Origin of the sequence: Acinetobacter sp. MF4642, assembly GCF_002018925.1 — a bacterium.
In the GTDB taxonomy this organism is placed as follows: Bacteria; Pseudomonadota; Gammaproteobacteria; order Pseudomonadales; family Moraxellaceae; genus Acinetobacter; species Acinetobacter johnsonii.
Genome location: NZ_MVON01000005.1, coordinates 14,433 through 36,295, shown reverse-complemented (window position 1 = coordinate 36,295; position 21,863 = coordinate 14,433). Strand labels below are relative to the sequence as shown.

Annotated in this window: 15 protein-coding genes; 7 read left to right on the top strand and 8 right to left on the bottom strand. The window is 41.7% G+C overall.

Features of this window, described 5'->3' with window-relative positions; translation table 11 throughout:
- The first annotated feature begins 38 nt into the window (after positions 1-38).
- The 3 genes from MF4642_RS04175 (at position 39) to dapE (ending at position 2,471) form a co-directional block, all read left to right on the top strand.
- Positions 39-917: a DUF1853 family protein gene (locus MF4642_RS04175; RefSeq protein WP_078425401.1), complete on the top strand. Its 879-nt coding sequence runs from the start codon at positions 39-41 to the stop codon at positions 915-917.
- A 157-nt stretch (positions 918-1,074) separates the two neighbouring features.
- Positions 1,075-1,221: an entericidin A/B family lipoprotein gene (locus MF4642_RS04170; RefSeq protein WP_010326244.1), complete on the top strand. Its 147-nt coding sequence runs from the start codon at positions 1,075-1,077 to the stop codon at positions 1,219-1,221.
- A gap of 116 nt (positions 1,222-1,337) precedes the next feature.
- Positions 1,338-2,471, top strand: a complete 1,134-nt coding sequence (dapE, locus tag MF4642_RS04165) for a succinyl-diaminopimelate desuccinylase (RefSeq protein ID WP_026056444.1) — start codon at positions 1,338-1,340, stop codon at positions 2,469-2,471.
- 59 nt (positions 2,472-2,530) lie between these two features.
- Here the strand turns inward: dapE and MF4642_RS04160 are convergent, their stop codons facing one another.
- The 6 genes from MF4642_RS04160 to pilG form a co-directional block, all read right to left on the bottom strand.
- Positions 2,531-2,992: a hypothetical protein gene (locus MF4642_RS04160; RefSeq protein ID WP_078425400.1), complete on the bottom strand. Its 462-nt coding sequence runs from the start codon at positions 2,990-2,992 to the stop codon at positions 2,531-2,533.
- 4 nt (positions 2,993-2,996) lie between these two features.
- Positions 2,997-7,475, bottom strand: a complete 4,479-nt coding sequence (locus tag MF4642_RS04155) for an Hpt domain-containing protein (RefSeq protein ID WP_078425399.1) — start codon at positions 7,473-7,475, stop codon at positions 2,997-2,999.
- Positions 7,476-7,640: 165 nt separating this feature from the next.
- Positions 7,641-9,713 (bottom strand): methyl-accepting chemotaxis protein, encoded by a 2,073-nt coding sequence (locus MF4642_RS04150; protein ID WP_005399922.1) that lies wholly within the window; start codon positions 9,711-9,713, stop codon positions 7,641-7,643.
- Positions 9,714-9,763: 50 nt separating this feature from the next.
- A complete protein-coding gene (locus tag MF4642_RS04145) occupies positions 9,764-10,300 on the bottom strand; it encodes a chemotaxis protein CheW (RefSeq protein ID WP_004694490.1) in 537 nt (178 codons plus the stop codon).
- A gap of 5 nt (positions 10,301-10,305) precedes the next feature.
- Positions 10,306-10,674, bottom strand: coding sequence for a response regulator (locus MF4642_RS04140; protein ID WP_004694491.1), 369 nt, complete (start codon positions 10,672-10,674; stop codon positions 10,306-10,308).
- A 30-nt stretch (positions 10,675-10,704) separates the two neighbouring features.
- A complete protein-coding gene (gene pilG / locus MF4642_RS04135; RefSeq protein ID WP_004694493.1) occupies positions 10,705-11,088 on the bottom strand; it encodes a twitching motility response regulator PilG in 384 nt (127 codons plus the stop codon).
- A gap of 280 nt (positions 11,089-11,368) precedes the next feature.
- On the opposite strand from pilG, the gene MF4642_RS04130 reads away from it, so the two are divergent.
- From MF4642_RS04130 to MF4642_RS04115, 4 genes are all read left to right on the top strand, one after another.
- Positions 11,369-12,007, top strand: a complete 639-nt coding sequence (locus MF4642_RS04130; protein ID WP_078425398.1) for a hypothetical protein — start codon at positions 11,369-11,371, stop codon at positions 12,005-12,007.
- A gap of 57 nt (positions 12,008-12,064) precedes the next feature.
- Positions 12,065-13,192 carry an efflux RND transporter periplasmic adaptor subunit gene (locus tag MF4642_RS04125; RefSeq protein WP_078425397.1) on the top strand — a complete coding sequence of 376 codons (1,128 nt, stop codon included), beginning with the start codon at positions 12,065-12,067 and terminating at the stop codon, positions 13,190-13,192.
- A 20-nt stretch (positions 13,193-13,212) separates the two neighbouring features.
- The gene (locus MF4642_RS04120; protein WP_078425396.1) at positions 13,213-16,317 is read left to right on the top strand and encodes an efflux RND transporter permease subunit; all 3,105 of its coding nucleotides are present in this window, start codon (positions 13,213-13,215) and stop codon (positions 16,315-16,317) included.
- Positions 16,318-16,412: 95 nt separating this feature from the next.
- Positions 16,413-18,131 (top strand): proline--tRNA ligase, encoded by a 1,719-nt coding sequence (locus MF4642_RS04115; RefSeq protein WP_078425395.1) that lies wholly within the window; start codon positions 16,413-16,415, stop codon positions 18,129-18,131.
- A gap of 57 nt (positions 18,132-18,188) precedes the next feature.
- Here MF4642_RS04115 and MF4642_RS04110 read toward each other — a convergent pair whose 3' ends face one another.
- Both MF4642_RS04110 and MF4642_RS04105 read right to left on the bottom strand, forming a co-directional pair.
- On the bottom strand, positions 18,189-19,541 hold the full coding sequence (locus tag MF4642_RS04110) for a hypothetical protein (protein ID WP_078425394.1): 1,353 nt from the start codon (positions 19,539-19,541) through the stop codon (positions 18,189-18,191).
- Positions 19,542-19,565: 24 nt separating this feature from the next.
- Complete coding sequence (locus tag MF4642_RS04105) at positions 19,566-21,851, bottom strand: DUF6160 family protein (protein WP_078425393.1); 2,286 nt, start codon at positions 21,849-21,851, stop codon at positions 19,566-19,568.
- Positions 21,852-21,863: the final 12 nt, after the last annotated feature.

Below are 21,863 nucleotides of genomic sequence, written 5' to 3'. Positions count from 1 at the left end.
TCCTTCTGCATATTTAGCTTCTTTTTTAAGGCACTCACATGCATCTCATTTCACAGCATCAGTTGTTCGAACCTTGGCTCCAATTCAAACATCCATTGCTTCGCCAGTTGGCTTTTGCTGTAGCAAGTCCAAACATTTTGTCTGCGTTGCCGTTAGAGCTCGATATACAACATGCTTTTCATTTTCATCCCTCACAAATCTGGCAACAGCACTTTTCCATCTATTTACCTCGCCTTAAACAGCTCGATCAAGACCCGAAAGAACTCGAAGACTTTATGGCTCAACTGAAAAGTACCCGCCTGGGTCTGCGCTTTGAAATGTTCATGTGGTTTTGGTTACTGGATCATCGCTATCATGCTTATGAATTATTGGGTCATAGTATCCAAATCATTGATGGGGCACGGACTACAGGTGAGCTGGACTTTTTAATTAAAAATACCGAAACCAATCAAATCGAGCATTGGGAAGTCGCGTTGAAATATTATTTGGGTGAAACAGATCTGAGCTTAACCACATGGTATGGGTTGAATCGTACCGATACTTTAAACCGAAAACTAAAACACTTTACCCATAAACAGTTCCAATTCCAGCAAGCTTTAGACACAGACATTCAAACGCGCTTTGCCGTTTTAAAGGGACAACTCTTTCTCCCCATAATAAATGGTTTCACAGCAGTTGATGCTTTAAACCAATACTCCCTCCCCCATTGGCTCAATCCTGACCGTCGACTAGGTATTTGGGGTAACATCATTCCAACGACCGACTTAAATTACTATCGCCTACAGCGTCAAGAGTGGATTTGCCCAAATGCGGAAGTCAGCAGCGAAAATGCACATTGGTGGACCAATGGCCTGTACTTACAAAATCAAAACAATCAGTTTTATATGTACCGAAATCCAAATTTGATTTTAACTTGATTTTGCAGAAGTTAGTTTATACAAAAATACATAACGCAACATACGCTTACTCATCTCCTGTAAAACGATGCTATTGTTTAAAGTGTTTATTTTTTAATCTTAAACAACATCAGAACAAAATCATTTGATGAATACACTAAAAATTTTGGAGACAGCGATGAAAAAAATTGTTTTAAGTTCACTAGTGATGCTTTTTGTTTTAACAGGCTGTAATACCGTCAAAGGTATGGGTAAAGATGTCTCTTCAGCAGGTAATGCTGTATCACATACCGCTGAAAAAACCCAAGATGAAATCCGCAAGTAGTTAATATTTGCATAAAAACCTTATCAATAGATAAGGTTTTTTTATTGCTAAGTTTCGCATTCCAGAGATTAATCGCCTATTATAGTGCCGACTGTTTTATTGACTTTGAAATGCGCATGACCTCTTCTGCTACTCTCGATTTAAGCCTCCAACTTTTACGTCAGCCATCGGTTACACCTGTGGACCACAACTGTCAAAATATTATGGCTGAACGTTTAAAAAAAATTGGTTTCAACATTGAGTCTATGCGCTTTGATGATGTTGATAATCTATGGGCACGAAAAGGTACTGAAGCACCTGTATTCTGCTTTGCGGGTCATACCGATGTCGTTCCTACAGGTAATTTAGATGCTTGGAACTCAGACCCATTTGCCCCTGAAATTCGTGATGGCAAACTTTATGGTCGTGGCAGCGCAGACATGAAAACTGCCTTGGCTGCAATGGTGGTTGCTTCTGAGCGCTTTGTTGCAAAACACCCAAATCATAAAGGCTCAATCGCGTTCCTCATCACCTCAGATGAAGAAGGGCCATCGATCAATGGCACAGTCAAAGTGATCGAAACACTCGAAGCCCGTAATGAAAAAATGAAGTGGTGTTTGGTGGGTGAACCTTCAAGTACCCATCAACTGGGTGATATTGTTAAAAATGGTCGTCGTGGTTCACTCAATGCAGTACTGACAGTGAAAGGAAAACAAGGTCACGTGGCTTATCCACACTTGGCCATTAACCCAATTCACATGGCGTCTAAAGCCGTTGCTGAACTTTGTGATACGGTTTGGGATCAAGGCAACGAATACTTCCCTGCGACGTCTTTCCAAGTGTCAAATATTCAAGCTGGTACAGGGGCAACCAATGTCGTTCCAGGCACCATGACCGTGACTTTCAACTTCCGTTATTCAACTGAATTGACCGCTGAAGAATTAAAAGCACGTGTTTTAGAAATTTTGGATCGTCATGGTTTAGTCTACGACATTAAATGGACACACTCAGGCTTACCTTTCCTGACGCCGGTAGGTGAGTTAGTCAATGCGGCTAAAAATGCCATTCGTAATGTGACTGGTGTAGAAACTGAGCTTTCAACCTCAGGAGGAACATCTGATGGTCGCTTTATTGCTCCTACAGGTGCTCAAGTACTTGAACTTGGTGTTCTCAATGCCAGCATCCATCAAATTGATGAACATGTAAATGTCGCTGATCTTGAACCGCTTGCTGAAATTTACGAACAAATTTTAGAAGGTCTTTTGGCATAAGCGTACAAATCCATATAAAAAAGGAACTAAATTGAGTTCCTTTTTTATTGCATTCAAACTTAAGTAGAAAGACCTAAACTCGCCTGAATTTTATTTAAATTCGGTACGTGGTAAGTCTTATCACCCATACGCACCAGCTGGAAAATGGTGGGATCATTCACAGGGCTTTCATCATCAACAATTTCAGAAATACGCAAACGAATTGACTTCGGCATTTCATTACACATCAAAGCAAAGCGCTGAGAAGCATCATCCCCTTCAATCACCAGCGCCACCCCTTCCATTTGGTCTGGACGGTTGATGGCATAAACAGGCAGATGAAGATCGTGCCATTCCACCGTTTTCACTTGCGTATCGCTGTCGAGCGCAGACAGAACAATATTTTGCGGCAAGAGCATGGGGTTTTTACCATGACACTCAATAATATAAGCATCAATAAAACCTGTTGATACCGTAATCAGGTATTGCAATTCTTGCTGACTGATTTGCTCATTCATGCTCTTTGAAACATTTGCATTCATTTATTTACCCCTGCTTTTCAGCCAATAACTGCTGAATGTTGGCAAGTAATTCTGCCTCTTGGAATGGTTTGCCCATGTAGTGTGTCACGCCCAAGCTGAAAGCACGTTCACGGTGTTTTTCACCCGTACGCGATGTAATCATAATAATCGGCAAGTTCTGGTGAATTTCGTGGTGACGAACCAAGTTCGTTACTTCAAAACCATCCATACGTGGCATTTCAATATCTAGCAACATCAAGTCTGGTTTAACACTCTCAAGCTGCTCCATCGCATCGACACCATCTTTTGCTGTCACAATATCAAAGCCTTGGCGCTCTAATAAGCGCGATGTGACCTTACGAACCGTAACTGAGTCATCCACAATCATCACTAAACGACGCGTATCCTGATGACGACCAAAATCACGATGATCAGCAGCATGCGTCACACGCTTGGTACTTAAAATCTGACGTGCAATGTTCTGACCATCTAAAATCAAGCACACATGGCCATCACCCAAAATCGTTGCACCCGCAATTGCACCAATGCTGGCAAACTGTTGTCCAACCGGCTTCACTACAATTTGCGCACGTGAACCAATGAGCTGATCGACTAATAATGCAATGGTTTGTCCACTATTGCCTTTAATCAATAACACCGGCAATGAATGTCCAATATTACTCAAACGCGGAATCGGCTGATTAGATAAAAACTCAGATAAATAGCGCAGTTTATAACTCACACCATCAATTTTGAATTGGTCATCTTTGCTGTGGAAATAGTGATCCAATGCTGTTGGAGCAATACGCACAATACGATCAATCTGCGCCAATGGAATCGCATATTGTTGATCACCAGCTTTCACCATCAACGCATCACTAACCGCTACCGTAGTCGGTACGCGAATAATGAAGGTCGTACCGAATCCAATTTCCGATTCAACCGTGACATGTCCACCCAGTGCTTTAATTTCACTTTGTACCACATCAAGACCAACACCACGTCCAGAAATTTGCGTCACTTCTTTGGCCGTACTAAAACCCGGATGGAAAATAAACTGTAAGATTTCTTGTTTGTCTAGCACTTGATCGGATTTAATTAAACCTAAGTTTAGCGCTTTCGCTTTAATCGTGCTTTCATCAATACCCTTACCATCATCTTTAAAGCTGACGATAACATCTGTACCTTGACGACTAATGTTCAGTTCAATTTGGCCTGTCGCTGATTTTTTCGCAGCACTACGTTGTTCCGCATCTTCAATACCGTGGTCGATTGCGTTACGTAGCATATGCTCAAACGGCGTAACCAAACGTTCAAGAATCGTACGGTCTAATTCACCTTCTGTGTTATGGACGACCAGTTCCGTTGGACGGTTCAAGGTTGATGCAGTCTGACGCACAATACGCTGCAAACGCGGCAACATACGGGAGAACGGTACCAAACGTGTCCGCATTAAGCTTTCTTGAATCTCTGCTTGAATACGGGATTGTTGTAATAACAAGCCTTCCGCATCACGAATTTTCTCAGCCAAAGTGCTCTTAAAGTCGACCAAATCCGAAGCTGATTCGGCTAAGGATTTAGACAATTGATTCAGCGATGAATATTGGTCCATTTCCAAGGGGTCAAAGTCTGCGTAGCGCGAGTTTTCAGAACCATGCTTCGCAATAATTTGACTCTCAAGCTCGCCTTCCATTCGACGTAACTGATCTGCCAAACGCTTAATTGCAAGCTCCATCTCGTTCAACGTATTGCCGAGTTGACCTAAATCCATTTCAATACGTGAACGGTTAATTGCATTTTCACCTGATAGGTCGATCATTTTTTCAACCAAATCAGCTGAAATACGGATCATCTCATTACCGCCATCCAAGTGAGTCGTTTCTTTCCACTCACCCAGCATTGCTGGCGGCTCCGTACCATCACCCTGCACAAACTCAAAACTTGGTACCGCATTGAGTAAATCAATTTGAGTTACACGCGTCGGTAATTGCGCAATCACATCCACATAATCAATAGATGCTAAGCTATTTTTCAAACCATCATAATTACTGAAATCACGTTTGAAGATGGCTTGTTTTAACCATTCAAATGCAGTTTGCAATAATGGGTCATACACGTTTGAACTGAAATTATGTACAGCAAATTGCTCAAATGTGGTTTCTAGTTCATAAGCAATCGCACCAACGGGTTCATTCTCCGCCATACGCGCGCCGCCTTTTAAGCTGTGCGCAGCACGTTGCAATTGTAGTAACACACTACGGTCACTACGTTGTTCAGTCCACTGTTTCAGTAAGCCATCCGTAGTCGCTAAAATTTCTTCAGCTTCTTCCAAGAAGGTTTCTTCAACAATTGATAAAAGACTAGCTGCTTCTTCAACAGCGCTGACTGCTTCTTCTTGGACAAGTGACGGAGTATCCAGCTGTTCAACGACAGTAACGTCAGTGTTATCAACTACACTCGGCTCTTCAATCGCAGTTGCTGACTCAACCGCAGCTGCCTCAGCTTCAATCGTTCTATCTATATTAGATAAAGGTTCTTCAACTGCCGCAACAAACGCTTCAACTAAAGGCTCGGATACTGTAGTTGTAACAGTCGTACCCTCAACTAAGCTCTGAATGTTATGCAGTACCTTGATCGTCGCTGTTGCTGGATAATCAACCTTATCGGTACGAATGACCTGAATTCGGTCTGCGACGTCATCCTGTACTAAGCGAATGATGCTGATCAACTGTGGCGTTGTGGCTATTTGCTGACGAATCACACGCTCATAAATAGACTCTAATTCGTGTGCAATCGAACCAATAAAAGGTGCAGAAATCATATTGGCACCACCTTTTAAGGTGTGCAAATAACGCATTAAATTATTGAGTGCCGCGGTATCATTGCCATTTTTAGACCAAGTATTAAGATCCTGATCCATCCCCATCAATAATTCTTCAGCTTCTTCCAAGAAGATATCAAGCAAATCATCATCAAAATTGGTATTGGCCGTATTCGATTGCTTGTACTGATGATCCGATGCAATTTGCTGCGAAATCTGCGCAAGATCAAGGCTTGGTTGTAAAGTATTTCTAGAAACAATAGCCTCAGCAACAGGTTCAGTTACCGTCGTCGAAGTCGATTCAACATCTTGCTGTACGAAGGCCATTAATTCATTCAGAACTTTATGCACTTCTTCAGTCAGAATGACACGCTGACCCGCAGCTAAAGTGTCAAATAAATGGATAAATTCTTGATGTGCCTGACCAAATAACTCGTATGCATAATCTACATTGAGTAATTCAGGCTTTTCCAGTAAGGCTTGATAACCTGCATATAGCTCAAAAGTAAAATCATGAATTCCTTGAGCAGCACGGTTATTGGTGAATTCCAGCAATTGTTTTGCTTGTTCACCTAAGTGCTGAATATAGTCTGGATATTCAACTTTAGCACGCTGATCAAACTCAAACTCGGCATCAAGCAACAGGTCAATATTTAACTCGATCAGCTTCGAGACCATACCTTGTGGGTTTAGCTCATCAGCTACGTCTTCAATACTGAAACCATAGTTATCCCAAGCCGTAGTGAACGTGGCGTAAATCACGTCAAGCTGTTCGTTCGTACCACGCCCAAGCACGTGTAAATAGTCACGTACAAATTCAGCATATTGGGTGAGTAACGAGATTTCCTTCGAGGTAGAAACGATCTCTTCTTGAACCAAGGTTTTAAATAGATTTTCGACTTTTGAGCTGGCATTAAAGACATGCTCAATTTGCGCCATAGACGAACTACCGCGCAATGTATGTAAAGCACGGATTAAACCATTGTAATCTTGTACTTTGGCTTCATCTGCATTTAAGAAGTGGTCGATAGTCGCTAAATGATCTTCCGCCTCTTCAATGAAGATCGCTAAAGTTTCTTCAAGGACATCATGTACTTGATCATCCTGTTCAGATGCGTCTGCAACTTGCGGCTCAGATTCAGCCACTTCGATATCTCTCAGCTCTAATCCCGTCACGACATCATTACTATTTAGATGATTAGACAGTTGTAGCAACTCTTCTAGAGCAGGTTCTAAACTTTGATTTTGTTGTAATTGTTGTCCAATTAAAACCAATGGACGAAGATCAAGATCAATTTCCTGTACCGCTTTGAATATCGGATACAGTTTAAATTGATACAGTTTGAATACTGTTTTAGCGAATTTTTGAACCGTTGCCGTGAGAGGCACAGCCCCTGAAATCACACGATTTAAGGTATCTTCAACCGCCCATGCTGTTTCACCTGCTGACTTTGCCCCCACCATACGACCAGAGCCTTTTAAGGTATGGAAGTGACGACGTATGCTCAATAAGGTTTCTTGATGGGTCGGTTCAGCGTACCACTTTTCAAATAATGGATCTAACTCAACGAAGATTTCTTCAATTTCTTCAACAAAAATTTCAAGAATTTCTGCATCTTGATCTAGATAACTATCTTCCGGAAGCGTTGTCGTTTCAACTAAATGTTTTAATATTTCTTTCATAGCTAAGGCTTCTTGCGTTGTCAGCTACCCAAAAAAGGTGCATAAACTTCATTATAACCATCATCCCAAACCAGTCTTTTTGCTCAAGCTAATTGAGTTGATGTGTATCCTGATTTTGGTATGCTACTCAAGCGATGAGCAGCATACCTCCCCCGAAGCAAGCGCTTAATCAGGCAGTTTAAAGTCTGTTACAGACTCACGTAACGCTTCCGCCATGTTCGCAAGTTCAGAGACTGAACGTGCTGTATCGAACGTCGCAGTGGTGGTTTGTGAGGTAATTTCTTGTACGACATTCATCGTAGTTGCAATATGACCTGCAGACGCGGATTGTAGCTTTGCTGCATCCGAAATGTTTGCAATCAATTTCGCCAAATTACCCGATACGTTTTGAATCTCATCTAGCGCAACACCCGCATCCTTAGATAAGTTCGCACCGCGTACAACTTCAGACGTGGTTTGTTCCATCGAAATTACAGCTTCGTTGGTGTCGGTCTGAATGGTTTTCACCAGTGTTTCAATCTGTTTGGTTGCTGAAGCTGAACGCTCTGCAAGACGCTGTACTTCATCCGCAACCACGGCGAAACCACGACCTGCTTCACCTGCCATCGATGCTTGGATCGCTGCGTTTAAAGCCAAGATGTTCGTTTGGTCGGCAATATCGTTAATCAAGGCAACGATGTTACCAATCTCTTGTGAAGATTCACCCAAACGTTTAATACGTTTAGAGGTTTCTTGAATCTGCTCACGAATGATATCCATACCTTCAATTGAACGGTTTACAACATTCGCGCCATTTGCAGCAATTTTTACTGAACGTTCCGCTACCACCGCAGATTCTTCAGCGTTTGAAGATACTTGGTCAATTGACATTGCCATTTCGTTAATCGCGGCAGATGCACCCGCAATTTCTTGCGCTTGGTGTTCAGATGCTTCGGCTAACTGGTTGGTAATCCCCTGCGTACTTGCCGTATATTGTGCAACCTCTTGAGAGGTTTCAGTAATACGCGATACAAGGTCACGCAATTGGTCAATTGCGAAGTTAATCGAGTCGGCAATTGCACCCGTGAAGTCTTCAGATACCGTAGCATATGAACGCAAGTCACCATCTGCAAGATCGGCAATCTCATCCAGTAAACGTAAAATCGCGTTTTGGTTACGGTCATATTCATCTTGTAGACGAGATACACGTTTTTTATCTGATTCGCCACGAAGTACAAGTAATTTAAATACACAGAATAAGAAGGCAATCAGGGCTAGAATTAGACCTAAGGCAGGAATTGCAATCGCTAAACCTGTACCACCTGACAATTTGTTCAAATTGCTTAACAAAGCATCCGACTGTTCAAAAATCGATGATGACGCTTGGCGTACTTTAACGATTTGTGATGAGTTCTTTAAGACGGTTGCTGCTGCTGACTTCAGTACATCATCATATTCAGATTGAATACTGGTTAAAGAGTCACGCATTTCAGGGTCATTAATACGCTCTACACCTAAATCCGCACTGCCATTTAACTGTGCGTTTAAGTATGACGCGAAGGTTTCTGTATCTGAGCTAAAGTCATCCGCAGATTCACGCGAGTTGTCTGAACCGGTTAATACCGAACCAATTGAACGTAAAATACGTTCCGCAATGAATACTTGGTTTTTTGCAATTACGACTTGGTTAGCTGGCACATTTTGACGTGCCATTTGGTCAACCATTAAGTTGTATTCGGCCTGAATCCCCGGAATACTTTCACTAATCGCAATGTTGGTATCGTAGAGTTGGTTAATGATTTTTTGTTGTGACGCAATTAAATCAATATTTTCAGAAACTTTTTTCCACTGCGCATCTACTTCACGCAGTGCATCTGTACTCGCGTGAATATCTTTTACTGTTTCTAAGTTTTCAGCAAAAGATTTTTGTGATTCTGTTAGTTTTTTAATGGCTTCAGGTGTACCTGATGCTGTTGCTTCAGTTGCCTGACGCGAAATCGTTTGTGATAAAAGACGTAAATCACCCAAGCTACGGGTGAATTCGTTATTTCGAGGTACGCTATAGAATAGGTACAACAATAAGAAAATTGCCAGTACGATACAAAATGCCGCACCCAAAATTAATGGCTTGGACTTTTCACTATCACCAAATACACGTGAAAACTGTTCCGTCTGTGATTGAAGTTTTGCTACTAAAGCATTTCCACCTGAGCGGTTACTGCTTCCATCCGTATTTTTCTTTTTAAGTTTAAAGCCCATGCAGCTTCTCCCCGATTTACGCCCTTATAATTTCGCGCGCGACAATGATATTAATTTATAAATTTTATAGATGCGTTCATATACTTTGGATTGTCTAATAAGCGACTGAATAAGAAAACATGCCATTGTTGGTTGTGTTGGTGAAAATACCCTTGGCAATATTCTTTTAAATTCCGATCTAAATCTTCATGTTTAGAAAAGAAACTCTTCTTATTAAAGTGCTGAATCCCCAGAACCTGATCTACAACTAAACCGACATAGTGGTCATTGTGACTAATACAGAGTACTTTTTGAGTTGGTGAATACGCACTACGATGCCCTGATACATAGTGCGCTAAATCGGCAACAGAAAGTAAACGTCCCCGAATATTGGCCAAACCCACAACCCAAGGTTGAGTATTTGGCACTAAGGTATATTTCGGAGGATAAATTACCTCTGCAACTTCACCTAATGGCGCAACGAAATATTGCCCCATCATCTCAAAAGCAATGCCCGACCAGCGGTTTACCTCATTTTCGTTTGAAACGTAGTTTTTATTACCACGTTTAGCAAGTCGAAGTAATTCGATAAATCCATTTGCTGCCATAGAGCTTATCCTGCGTTCAGGTGTTGCTTAATCACATCAATCAGTTGGTTTTCATCAACAGGCTTGGTTAAATAATCACACGCACCTTGACGCTTACCCCATACACGGTCTGTAGCCTGATCTTTAGTACTGACGATCACTACGGGAATGTGTTTTGTTGTTGCGCCACGCGCAATTTGACGGGTTGCTTGAAAGCCATTAACGCCTGGCATCACCACATCCATCAAAACAAGATCAGGAAGTTCAGCTTGAGCCATGGTTACACCATCGGCACCATTCGACGCTTCAATCACTTCAAAACCGTGTTTCCCCAAAATTTCTTTAAAGCGGAATGTCTCTGTAGGTGAGTCATCCACAATTAAAATACGCGCCATAATTTTTTCCCCCAATTACACTTATATTATTTATGCTGAAACGTGATTACGAATCGCATTTAATAATTCATCTTTACTAAACGGCTTTGTTAAATATTCATCTGAACCGACAACACGCCCTTTGGCTTGGTCAAATAGACCATCTTTGCTAGAGAGCATTACGACAGGAATATTTTGATAATTTTGTGAATTTTTGATTAATGCACACGTTTGATAACCATCTAGTCGTGGCATCATAATGTCGACAAATACGATATCAGGATTGGCTTGAGCAATTTTTGACAATGCGTCAAAACCATCGACTGCAGTCACCACTTCACAACCTTCACGTTGCAATAATGTTTCAGCTGTGCGACGAATGGTTTTTGAATCATCAATGACCATTACTTTTAGATTCTGGAATTTATCGTCCATTTAATATGACCCTTCCCATTTTTAGAATGTTTGTAGAAACAGATTCGTAGACGCTTTACAAGTTACGTACACTTTTAACATATATTTACTTATATTTTCAACGAACAGTTTCCGCATAAAACCACACTTCATCTTCTTTTTAAGAACGGCTTCACACTTTCCTATACCCGTCGATTTTTTTTTGACTGATTATATTTTTTATTCCTAAATTTAGGACTAATATAGCACTATTTATTGCTTGTAAATAAGTAATTTAGTCAACTTTAAACTGGGGGTATCGATGCTTAGGGAGTTTAATCACAAACTTGCTTTGATCGTGAAAAAAAGGATGACTGCGAAAGTCATTTTGCTGGCTTTGCTAAGTTTGCAGACCATCTCGATTATGGCCGATCCACCTAAAGCGGTCTGGTATCGATATTACGACAGTAAAGGCATCGCGAACGTCAGTAGTAGTGTCACCCCCAACCATATTCGTTATGGTTATGAAGCACTCGATAGCAACATGCAAGTGATTCAACGGGCTCGTCCATACAACGCAGAAAAAGATGCGCAATATGCGCCGCAACGTGCAGCAGCAGCCAAGCAACGCGAGTCAGATCTTAAATTAAAACGTGCTTATACCAACAGCCAAGTCGCCACTCAAAAACGCAATACTGCCCTTTCCTATATCTTAAAACAGATTAAGTTTCAGCAAGATGAATTAAAACAATTACAGAATGACCGCATTGGATTCTTACGCCAAGAAAAAGAGAACATGCGTAAAGGCAAAAGCAATCCGAAACTACTCCAAGATATGATTGATTACAATTCCAAAAATATTGTGATGAAAAAAGAGCAAATACAATCGTTACAAAGTCACTATCGTAATACCAAGGCTGAATACGACAGAATTATTGCTCGTTTAAAAACACTTGAATAATCTGCGTCTTATTTACAGTGTGCTGACATTCGCCGCTAGACCAAAGGATTTGACTCAATGCAGGCTGCACCATGTATAAAAACTAAATTAAGCCGCCAAGTGCTCCCTATTTTTAAACTCAGTCCGCTGTGTTTGTGCTTACTCCTCTCGGCCTGCCAAAAACAAGACGAGGCCACATCTCCGACTTCATCTACAGCTAAAATCGAGCTGATCGCAGAAGACTTGGTCCAGTTCCAAGAAGGGCCTTCTATCCAACGTACAGCCTTTACTGGCACCATTCGAGCCGTCAATCAAAGTTCCATTCAGGCTCAAGTGACAGCGACAGCCACCGCCGTCTCCGCTCAAGTTGGACAAGCTGTTCAGAAAGGGCAAGTACTGGTTCGATTGAACAATCAAGATAATGCTGCGCGTCTTGCCCAAGCTCAAGCCAATCTTGCATCAACCCAAGCCCAAGCCAATCTTGCAAAAAGCATGGTTCAAAGAAAAAAACGTTTACTCGATCAGGGCTTTATTTCTAAAGTGGAATATGAACAAAGCCTTGTGGACTATCAAGCTCAATTAGAAAATGTTCATGCGCAACAAGCCAATGTTGATATTGCCGAAAAAGCGGATCGCGATGGCACTATTTTAAGCCCGATTTCAGGAGTTATTACTCAACGTCAGGTAGAACCCGGACAAACAGTATCCGCAGGACAAACTCTATTTGAAATCATTGACCCGAGTCATTTAGAAATACAGGCCAAAATTCCAAGTGATCTACAAGCAGCTTTAAGTTTGGGAGAAAAAATTGAATATCGGCTGCAAGGCAATCCCCAAAAACTGACAGCCAAACTTACTCGTATTTCTCCGATTGCAGACCCCGCAAGCCGTCAAATTGAGTTCTTTGCTCAGCCAATTGAAAGTATTAATTCATTGAGTATTGGGACCTTTGTAGAGGGAGACATACTTGGTTCACAGTCCATCTCAGGGCAAATTATCCCACTTGATACCATTCAAAATATACAAAATTCACCTTATGTTTGGGTGATTCGCCACAATAAAATTGAACGTGTTCACATAAAAGTATTGGAACAACGCTATAGCAACAACAGTGCTGTGGTACAGGGACTACAAACCGGCGACAGCATCAGTCGTATAAAGTTTAATGAAAAAGATTTGCATCAAATGGTGACAATTAATCCATAAAATAAGACAAGGTTGTTGCTATGTGGTTAACCCGTATTAGTGTGAAATATCCTGTTTTTACCATCATGATGATGTTCTGTCTGATGGTTTTAGGCTTAGCCTCTTGGCAAAGAATGGGAGTTGAGGAGTTTCCTGATGTCGATTTCCCCTTCGTGGTGGTGTATACCACATATCCAGGAGCATCGCCTGAAACGGTGGAGTCTGAAATTACCAAGAAAATGGAAGATCAAATCAATACCATTTCAGGTTTAAAACAGGTCATTTCACAATCTAGCGAAGGCTTATCGACCATTATTGCTGAGTTTGATCTCGATGTTTCTTCTGCTATAGCCGCGCAAGATGTCCGCGATAAAATTGCACCTGTCACCGCTCAATTTCGAGACGAAATTCAAGACCCGATCGTTGAACGTTACGATCCTTCTGCCAATGCCGTGATGTCAATTGTATTTGAATCACAAAACATGTCACTGAAAGCGCTCAGTTCTTATTTGGATCAGCGCATTGTTCCACAGTTTAGAACCGTTTCTGGTGTCGGGACAGTCAACTTATTGGGTGATGCCAAGCGACAAATTCGCATACAGATTGAACCCCACAAATTACAAAGTTTTGGGATTGGTATTGACCAGATCATCAACACGCTAAAAGCTGAAAATGTCGAGGTTCCGGGTGGAACGTTGAAACATGGTAACAGTGAACTTGTGGTCGAAATTAAGTCTAAAGTGATTCATCCTTTAGCCTTCGGCGATTTGGTGATTGCCAATAAAAATGGTGTACCGATTTATTTACGTCAAGTTGCAAGCATTTCAGACAGCCAAGCCGAACTTGAGTCAAGTGCCTATTTAGATGGTAAAACCGCGGTTGCGATTGATATTTTACGCAGTTCCGATTCAAATGTGATTGACGTGGTCGACGGCACTTATGAGACCTTAGCAGATATTCAAAAACAGTTACCTGAAGGCACCACAGCAAAAGTCGTGGTAGATTCATCCAAAGGCATTCGTAACAGCATCACCGATGTTGCACGTACCATTATTGAAGGTGCAGCTCTTGCCGTTTTGATTGTCCTGCTGTTTTTAGGCTCATTCCGTTCCACCGCCATTACAGGCATGACGTTACCGATTGCCCTCCTTGGCACTCTGACGTTTATTTGGATCTTTGGCTTTAGCATCAATATGATGACCTTACTGGCACTATCACTCAGTATTGGTCTACTGATTGATGATGCGATTGTAGTCCGTGAAAATATTGTGCGACATTCAGACATGGGCAAAGACCCTGTCACAGCAGCCCTTGATGGCACCAAAGAAATTGGACTCGCTGTTTTAGCCACCACCTTAACCATTGTTGCGGTGTTCTTACCTGTGGCATTTATGGGCGGTATTATCGGGCGCTTTTTCTATCAGTTTGGCGTAACCGTCAGTACTGCTGTGCTGATCTCCATGTTTGTCAGCTTTACTTTAGATCCAATGCTATCTGCACATTGGGCTGAAAAGCATAATCCACATAAACCACCCAATCGAGTCAAACGTTTCTTTAATTGGATTTCTGGCAAACTAGATAATCTCAGCCATGGCTATGAGAAATTACTCAAGCTTGCTCTACGCTTCCGACTCATCACCCTCATGGTTGCTGTGGCTTCGCTATTCGGTGCATTAGGCTTATCTAAACTAATTGGAACAGAGTTTGTCCCTGTTCCAGATAAAGGTGAGATCCGGATTAAGTTTGAAACACCTGTCGATGCATCTTTGGAATATTCACAAGCCAAACTGCTGCAAGTCGATAAAATTATTCAGCAGCACCCTGACGTTCGAGCAACCTATGCCGTGATTAATGGTGTTACGGATCGTGGTAAAAACCATGTCAGTATTCGCGTAACCGTTACACCACGTACAGAACGCAAGAAAAGCTTAACCGACTTAAACAATGAATTCCGCCAACGCCTACAACAAGTGGGTGGCATTACCGTGACCTCAATTGCCTCCGCAGATGAAACGGTATCGGGCGGACAAAAGCCAGTGATGATTTCCATCAAAGGTCCAGACTTAGCCGAATTGCAAAAAATTTCAGACCGCTTTATGGCAAAAATTGCACAAGTCAAAGGCATTGTCGACTTAGAAAGCTCACTTAAAGCTCCTAAACCGACTTTAGGTGTGCATATTAATCGGGTCTTAGCCAGCGATTTAGGCCTATCGGTCAACCAAATTGCCAATGTCATTCGTCCATTGATTGCAGGCGATGATGTCACCACATGGCAAGACGACAAAGGCGAAACCTATGACGTTAACCTGCGCCTAACTGAAAATGCGCGTAGCTTACCTAGTGATGTACAAAACCTTTACCTCACATCGCAAAAAACAGATGCCAATGGTCAAGCTGTATTAATTCCCCTTTCTAGCGTTGCGCATTTAGAGCAAAGTCTGGGGGCATCGCAGATTAATCGTCGCGATCTAGCAAGGGAAGTCTTAGTTGAAGCCAACACCGCGGGTCGTCCTGCAGGTGATATTGGTGCAGATATTAAAAAAATTGAAGACAACTTTGACCTTCCTGTAGGTTATAGCTTTGACACACAAGGTTCAAACAAAGACATGGCTGAATCCGCAGGCTATGCCATGACCGCTATCACCTTATCGATTGTGTTTATTTATATTGTGCTAGGTTCTCAGTTTAATAGTCTTATTCACCCTGCGGCGATTATGGCTTCCCTTCCGTTATCGCTGATAGGGGTATTTTTAGCGCTCTTCTTATTTAACTCCACTATGAACTTGTTTTCTATTATCGGTATTATCATGTTGATGGGGCTGGTGACCAAGAATGCAATTCTATTGATCGATTTCATTAAAAAAGCCATGGATCACGGCGTTGATCGTTATCAAGCGATTATTGAAGCGGGTAAAACACGTCTACGCCCTATTTTGATGACTACCAGCGCTATGGTGATGGGCATGGTACCTCTGGCTTTAGGGCTAGGTGAAGGTGGTGAACAAAGCGCACCGATGGCACATGCAGTGATTGGCGGTGTCATTACATCGACACTGCTGACCTTGGTGGTAGTTCCTGTGATCTTCACCTATTTAGATGACTTTAAGAACTTTATGCTGCGTCAAGTACGTAAAATCATGTCATAATAATCGACATTTTTCTGAGGTGGTGTCGACATGCCTCCTCATTTTTTATCGTATAATCTTTGACTTTCAAAGTTTAAAATTTTAGGACAGTTTCCATGCGCGCGAGTCGCTTTTTATTTGCAACGTTAAGAGAAACCCCAAATGACGCAGAAGTGATTTCACATCAACTAATGCTACGTGCTGGGATGATTCGTAAATTGGCTTCAGGTTTATATACTTGGCTGCCGATGGGCGTTCGCGTATTAAATAAAGTTGCAGCGATCGTTCATGAAGAAATGAACAATGCGGGTTCACTCGAAGTCCTGATGCCCGTAACTCAGCCAGCGTCTTTATGGGAAGAATCTGGTCGATATGTCCAATACGGCCCTGAATTGCTTCGTTTTAAAGACCGCCATGGCAACCCTTTCGTACTTGGTCCTACCCACGAAGAAGTTATTACCGATCTTGCGCGCAATGAACTCAAAAGCTATAAACAATTGCCTGCAAACTTCTATCAAGTACAAACCAAATTCCGTGATGAAATTCGTCCACGTTTCGGTGTAATGCGTTCACGTGAATTCATCATGAAAGATGCTTATTCTTTCCACGCAAACCAAGAATCACTGCAAGAAACCTATGACATCATGTACGGCGCGTACTGCAAAATCTTTAGCCGTTTAGGTTTAGATTTCCGTCCAGTACAAGCCGATACAGGTTCAATTGGTGGTTCAGGCTCACATGAATTCCACGTGTTAGCATCAAGTGGTGAAGATGATATCGCCTTCTCGACTGAATCTGACTATGCGGCAAATATTGAAATGGCTGAGGCCATTTTAGTCGGTGAACGTGCAGCGCCAACCAAAGCATTAGAAGTGGTCGATACACCAAATCAAAAAACCATTGCAGATGTCTCTAACTTCTTAAAATCTGATCCTGCACACTCTGTAAAAGCCTTGTTAGTGCAAGGTATTGCAGCCGAAGAAGGCCAAGCAACACCGGTAGTGGCATTGTTCTTACGTGGCGATCATGAGCTAAATGAAATTAAAGCCGAGAAGCATCCGCGCATTGCATCACCATTAACTTTTGCAACAGAAGAACAACTTGCTGCACTGGGTTTAACCGCTGGTTTCTGTGGACCACAAGGCTTGGTAGAAAAAGGCTTAACGGTCATTGCCGACCGTGCTGCATCGGTACTGTCTGACTTTGTTGCGGGTGCAAATGAGGTTGATAAACACGTGACTGGTCTAAACTGGGAACGTGATGCACAGTTTACCGAAGTCTACGACTTACGTAATGTGGTTGAGGGTGATCCGTCTCCAGACGGTAAAGGTACACTGCAAATTAAACGTGGTATCGAAGTTGGGCATATTTTCCAACTCGGTCAAAAGTATTCAGAAGCTTTGGGTTGTAAAGTTTTAGGTGAAGATGGTAAGCCATTTACTGTAACCATGGGTTGTTACGGTATTGGTGTAACACGTGTAGTTGCCTCTGCAATTGAGCAAAACTTTGACGAAAAAGGCATTATTTGGCCTATGGCAATTGCACCGTTTGAAGTTGCCATTGTGCCGATGAATGCACATAAGTCTCCACGCACTTTGGAAGCAGCTGAAGCACTGTATGCTGAACTTACGGCAGCAGGTTATGATGTTTTACTGGATGATCGTAACGAACGTCCAGGCGTGAAATTCTCAGACCTTGAGCTTACAGGTATTCCTCACCGTACTGTGATTGGTGAGAAAGGCTTGGATACAGGTACTTTTGAATATAAAGGCCGTCGTGATGCTGAATCTGTAAACATTTCTAAAGAAGAGTTATTGGCGAAAATTGCAAAATAATTCATTTTAGATTAAAAAAATCCCGCGTATATCGCGGGATTTTTTATGAAAATTTAATTAGCAGAATTTTAAACCACCGTAACAGTTTGATCTAAAGTTTTGCCCTTGTAAGCTTAAATTGGTCAGTGGAAAATCCAAAGTCGTCGTATTCATTGGAACATTCCCAACAACTAAGGCAGAACCACCGACACATCCTGTTAAAAGATTACCGCAATTTCGAGGATTGTCCGTTAGATCTTTATTAATACCTGCAATGGTTTGTTTTAAGACTTCATTGGTAATTGCCACTTTGGTCGTTGGGCTTAAGCTACCCAGTTCGACTTCATCTTCCATTGCCAGCCACCAACCTTTATTCGCACCAACCGCAGCACCCGTCCATAAAATATCTTGGGACTGCAAGGATAATGATGCTGGGTTGTTTAAATACAGTGCATGAATTAAGCCTAAACTTTGGTTCACAGTGATATCTGTTTTAAGCCCAGTAATATTGCCGGACACTTGTTTATCTAAGTTTAAGAAACCGAGTACTTTAGCTGTTAATTGTCCACTAAAATCAATTTGCCCAACAGTACCCGTCCCTTTTAAAGTTACATCCTTCATTCGAGTCCCCGACACAACTGTCGAATTAATCGTAAAAGGAGCAGAAGTAGAAGATAAACTTAAATTATAAGTATCAGATGAGTAGGAAATATCGTGACAAGGGTCTAAGAAACCACCTACGCAAGTTGTACCAGAACTACTTCCGAATAAACGACCTGAAACTGCCCCATTAATAGTTAAGCCTGTATCCGCATAAGTCATGTTACGAGCTGCTGTTACTGCTGTGCCAGATGCCGTCTTGGTTTTCATATAACCACTAAAGGTATTAATTCCATTGGGTATCGCATTATTATTTGCATCAACATCATTATTAGTGCCCAAAGTCATCAAACCTTTAATCTTTTCAGCACTGACACGAAAGCCTAACACCTCACGTGTTGCGGCTGAAGTCGGATTTTTAATAGCAAACTGAATGAACGGGTTTGTGATTAATGCTGAAGTTGCTGCACGCTGATCCGATGTATAGTTCGGATCATCAGGTAGTCCACTTAAACCAATATGATCAATATCAATATCACAACTGTTGGCTCGAATGGAATTGTTGTCGCCACCACATCCCAATTGAAGCTTTTTAATATTGGCATTCAGCTCCAATTCTGCACTTAGGGCCAACTTATAAAAACCAATGTTTGATTGGTTATATGTTTTCCCTTGTGCATCGGTTGTATTTGTCCCCTGCTGGAACTCTAGGTTCATCAAAGACTGACCTTCAACTTCTGACAACTCCTCGTCATTTAAAGCGGTCATCGCATAACTTTGACTCAAGCCTAATGTTGCTGTGATTAGAATTGAAATTAAAGACTTATTCATTTTATTTATTCCTTGTCATTCTTTTTAACGCGGCGTAATCCCTAATGTGCTACGCATAGCCCCACCCGTAATGGCAATATCTGCAACCTTCTGCATGGTACCCGTTGGAGACAATGCAACCTCCGTTCTAAAAGCAGTCCCTTGTCCCCCTGCTAATGCCTTATGGTTAAATTGCACTTGATTGTCTATGACAACTGAGTCCTTTTGCATATGAATTTTCCCATTCAAACCTAAGTGACCTTGCATTTTGTTCAAGTTAAAACTTGAGGTTTTTGTTGTGGTTCCATTGCTATCGGTATTACTTAAGCTAATAAAACTTCCTTTTTTACTTTCATTACTCAGGTCTGTGCTACTCAACGTATTAAACTCAAAATTGGATTTAAATGACAAATAGTTGCTTTGTGGTGTCCCGCCTACAGCCTCAAGCCCAGGAATAATAAAGAGTTCGCCTTTACCATCTAACATAAAAGCAATCGATGCGAGAACATCATCTTTTTTGGCAAAGTTATTAATCGGCACGACTTCTTTGGCACAACTATTTACCCCTGCTGGACAATTATACAGTGCACCTGGAAGCTGCCCGATTGCGATTTCCGCATTCGCAGCAAACAATAAGCTATCGGCTTTGATATAGATTTCATTTTCATTAAAGCCAATCACACCATTGGCTTTAAAATATGAGTCAATATTACGTAAGCCTGTATAGTAGTTAACTTCTTCGCCATGCTTACTCATCGCACCATCAATGACGATAATCGACGTTGTTTTCGGGTTGCCTTGACTATCTTCACCATAACCATCGGTTGATACCGCGATATCATAGCCCAAGCCATCCTTCACCGTTCCAGCGGTATTGGTGTATTTCTTGGCAAAAAATGCAGCATTGGCATTCAGGTTATAAATCGGAATACCTAAGCCCCATGTCCCTTCGTTAGTATTGTTTACTGCAATCGAATTATCTGAAATAAAGCGGGCTTTGCGTGCAATGGCTTGAAAATCGAGCCCACGTACAGCAATAAAAGCCATATTTGAAGCATTGCCCGTTGGTGATGGGTTATAAATCAGCTCATAGTTTTGTGCACCCAATATCGTCTTAATTTGGTCATTGACCACAAAACCCATTGAGTTAGTGCGAATGTTATTGATATAAATCTGGCCAAAATCAATATAGGCATTTTGACTGTTTATTGCTGAATTGGGGTCAGTGGAAGTACGTACATTGAGCGGTGATAAATTTGAAAACTCGATGGCGTAACTGCCTGTACCAGTGTGTCCTAATTCAAACGTTGTTGGTGTGCTAGCACCAAGCAAACTATTCCCTGCACGGGTAAAGTCAGCCGATACATTTAAATGTAAGCCGCCAGCATTCTTAAAACCATAACCTGCAGATGCAACCACCTCATTTTCTTGAACATTACCGTTAACACGGTTGACCGTATTAAACTTAGCAACACCAGTCTGGTCAGCATTTAACGCGATCTTGCCATTGGTTAATGCACCCGATGCCCCTATCCGAATTAAGTTCCGGTGAGTCGAGTTTGCTGAGCCATAACGTAAATCGACGTTTAACCCCGGATTTGTGGCATTGCCTACACGGCTGTCATGTACATCTGTCTTATCTTCCACTCGACCTAAAACAACAATATTATCGCCAACACTACCCTTTGAGGTGAGAACTACACCTTCCGTTTCATCGATATAGAGGTATCCATCAGCAGATAAATTGAAATTGAAATCTTTTAATGTTAAATCTTGATTATTTTGTCCATAGCTAATGCTCGCATTCTGCAATTTAAAATCTAAATGCACCTTTGAGTCGCGGTTGAACAGCCCATTCGTCGTTGCCAAATACACTTCAAAAGGTGAAATAGTTGAAAGCTTAAAACTTCCTAAATTTTGATCCGTTTCACCCGTTGCACAATTTGGTGAACACATCAGCATGATTTGGGCAGCCGTTGCGGTAAAAGGTGACACACTGGCAGAGAGCTGAATGCCAACCCCTTGCGTACCATTGGCTAATTGTGTTGTTCCCACATCAAAATCGAGTTTGGTTTTAATGTTGTTATAACCAGTCGCCGTTTTAACGTCAATATTATGTAAACCCAGTTTAATCGGTGTTTTTCCGACTTCCGCTGGATCGACCCAATTCAATTGTTTAATGTCAACTTTTGAAGCTTCATGGGTAATTGAAATACCATCTTGACCCGTTACATCACTTAAAATCTGATCATTCAAAGCTTGTAATGCATAACTTTGATTCGCTGCGCAGATACACAGTGTCAGAAGGTTTAGTTTTATTATTTTATGCATCTCAATATCCTT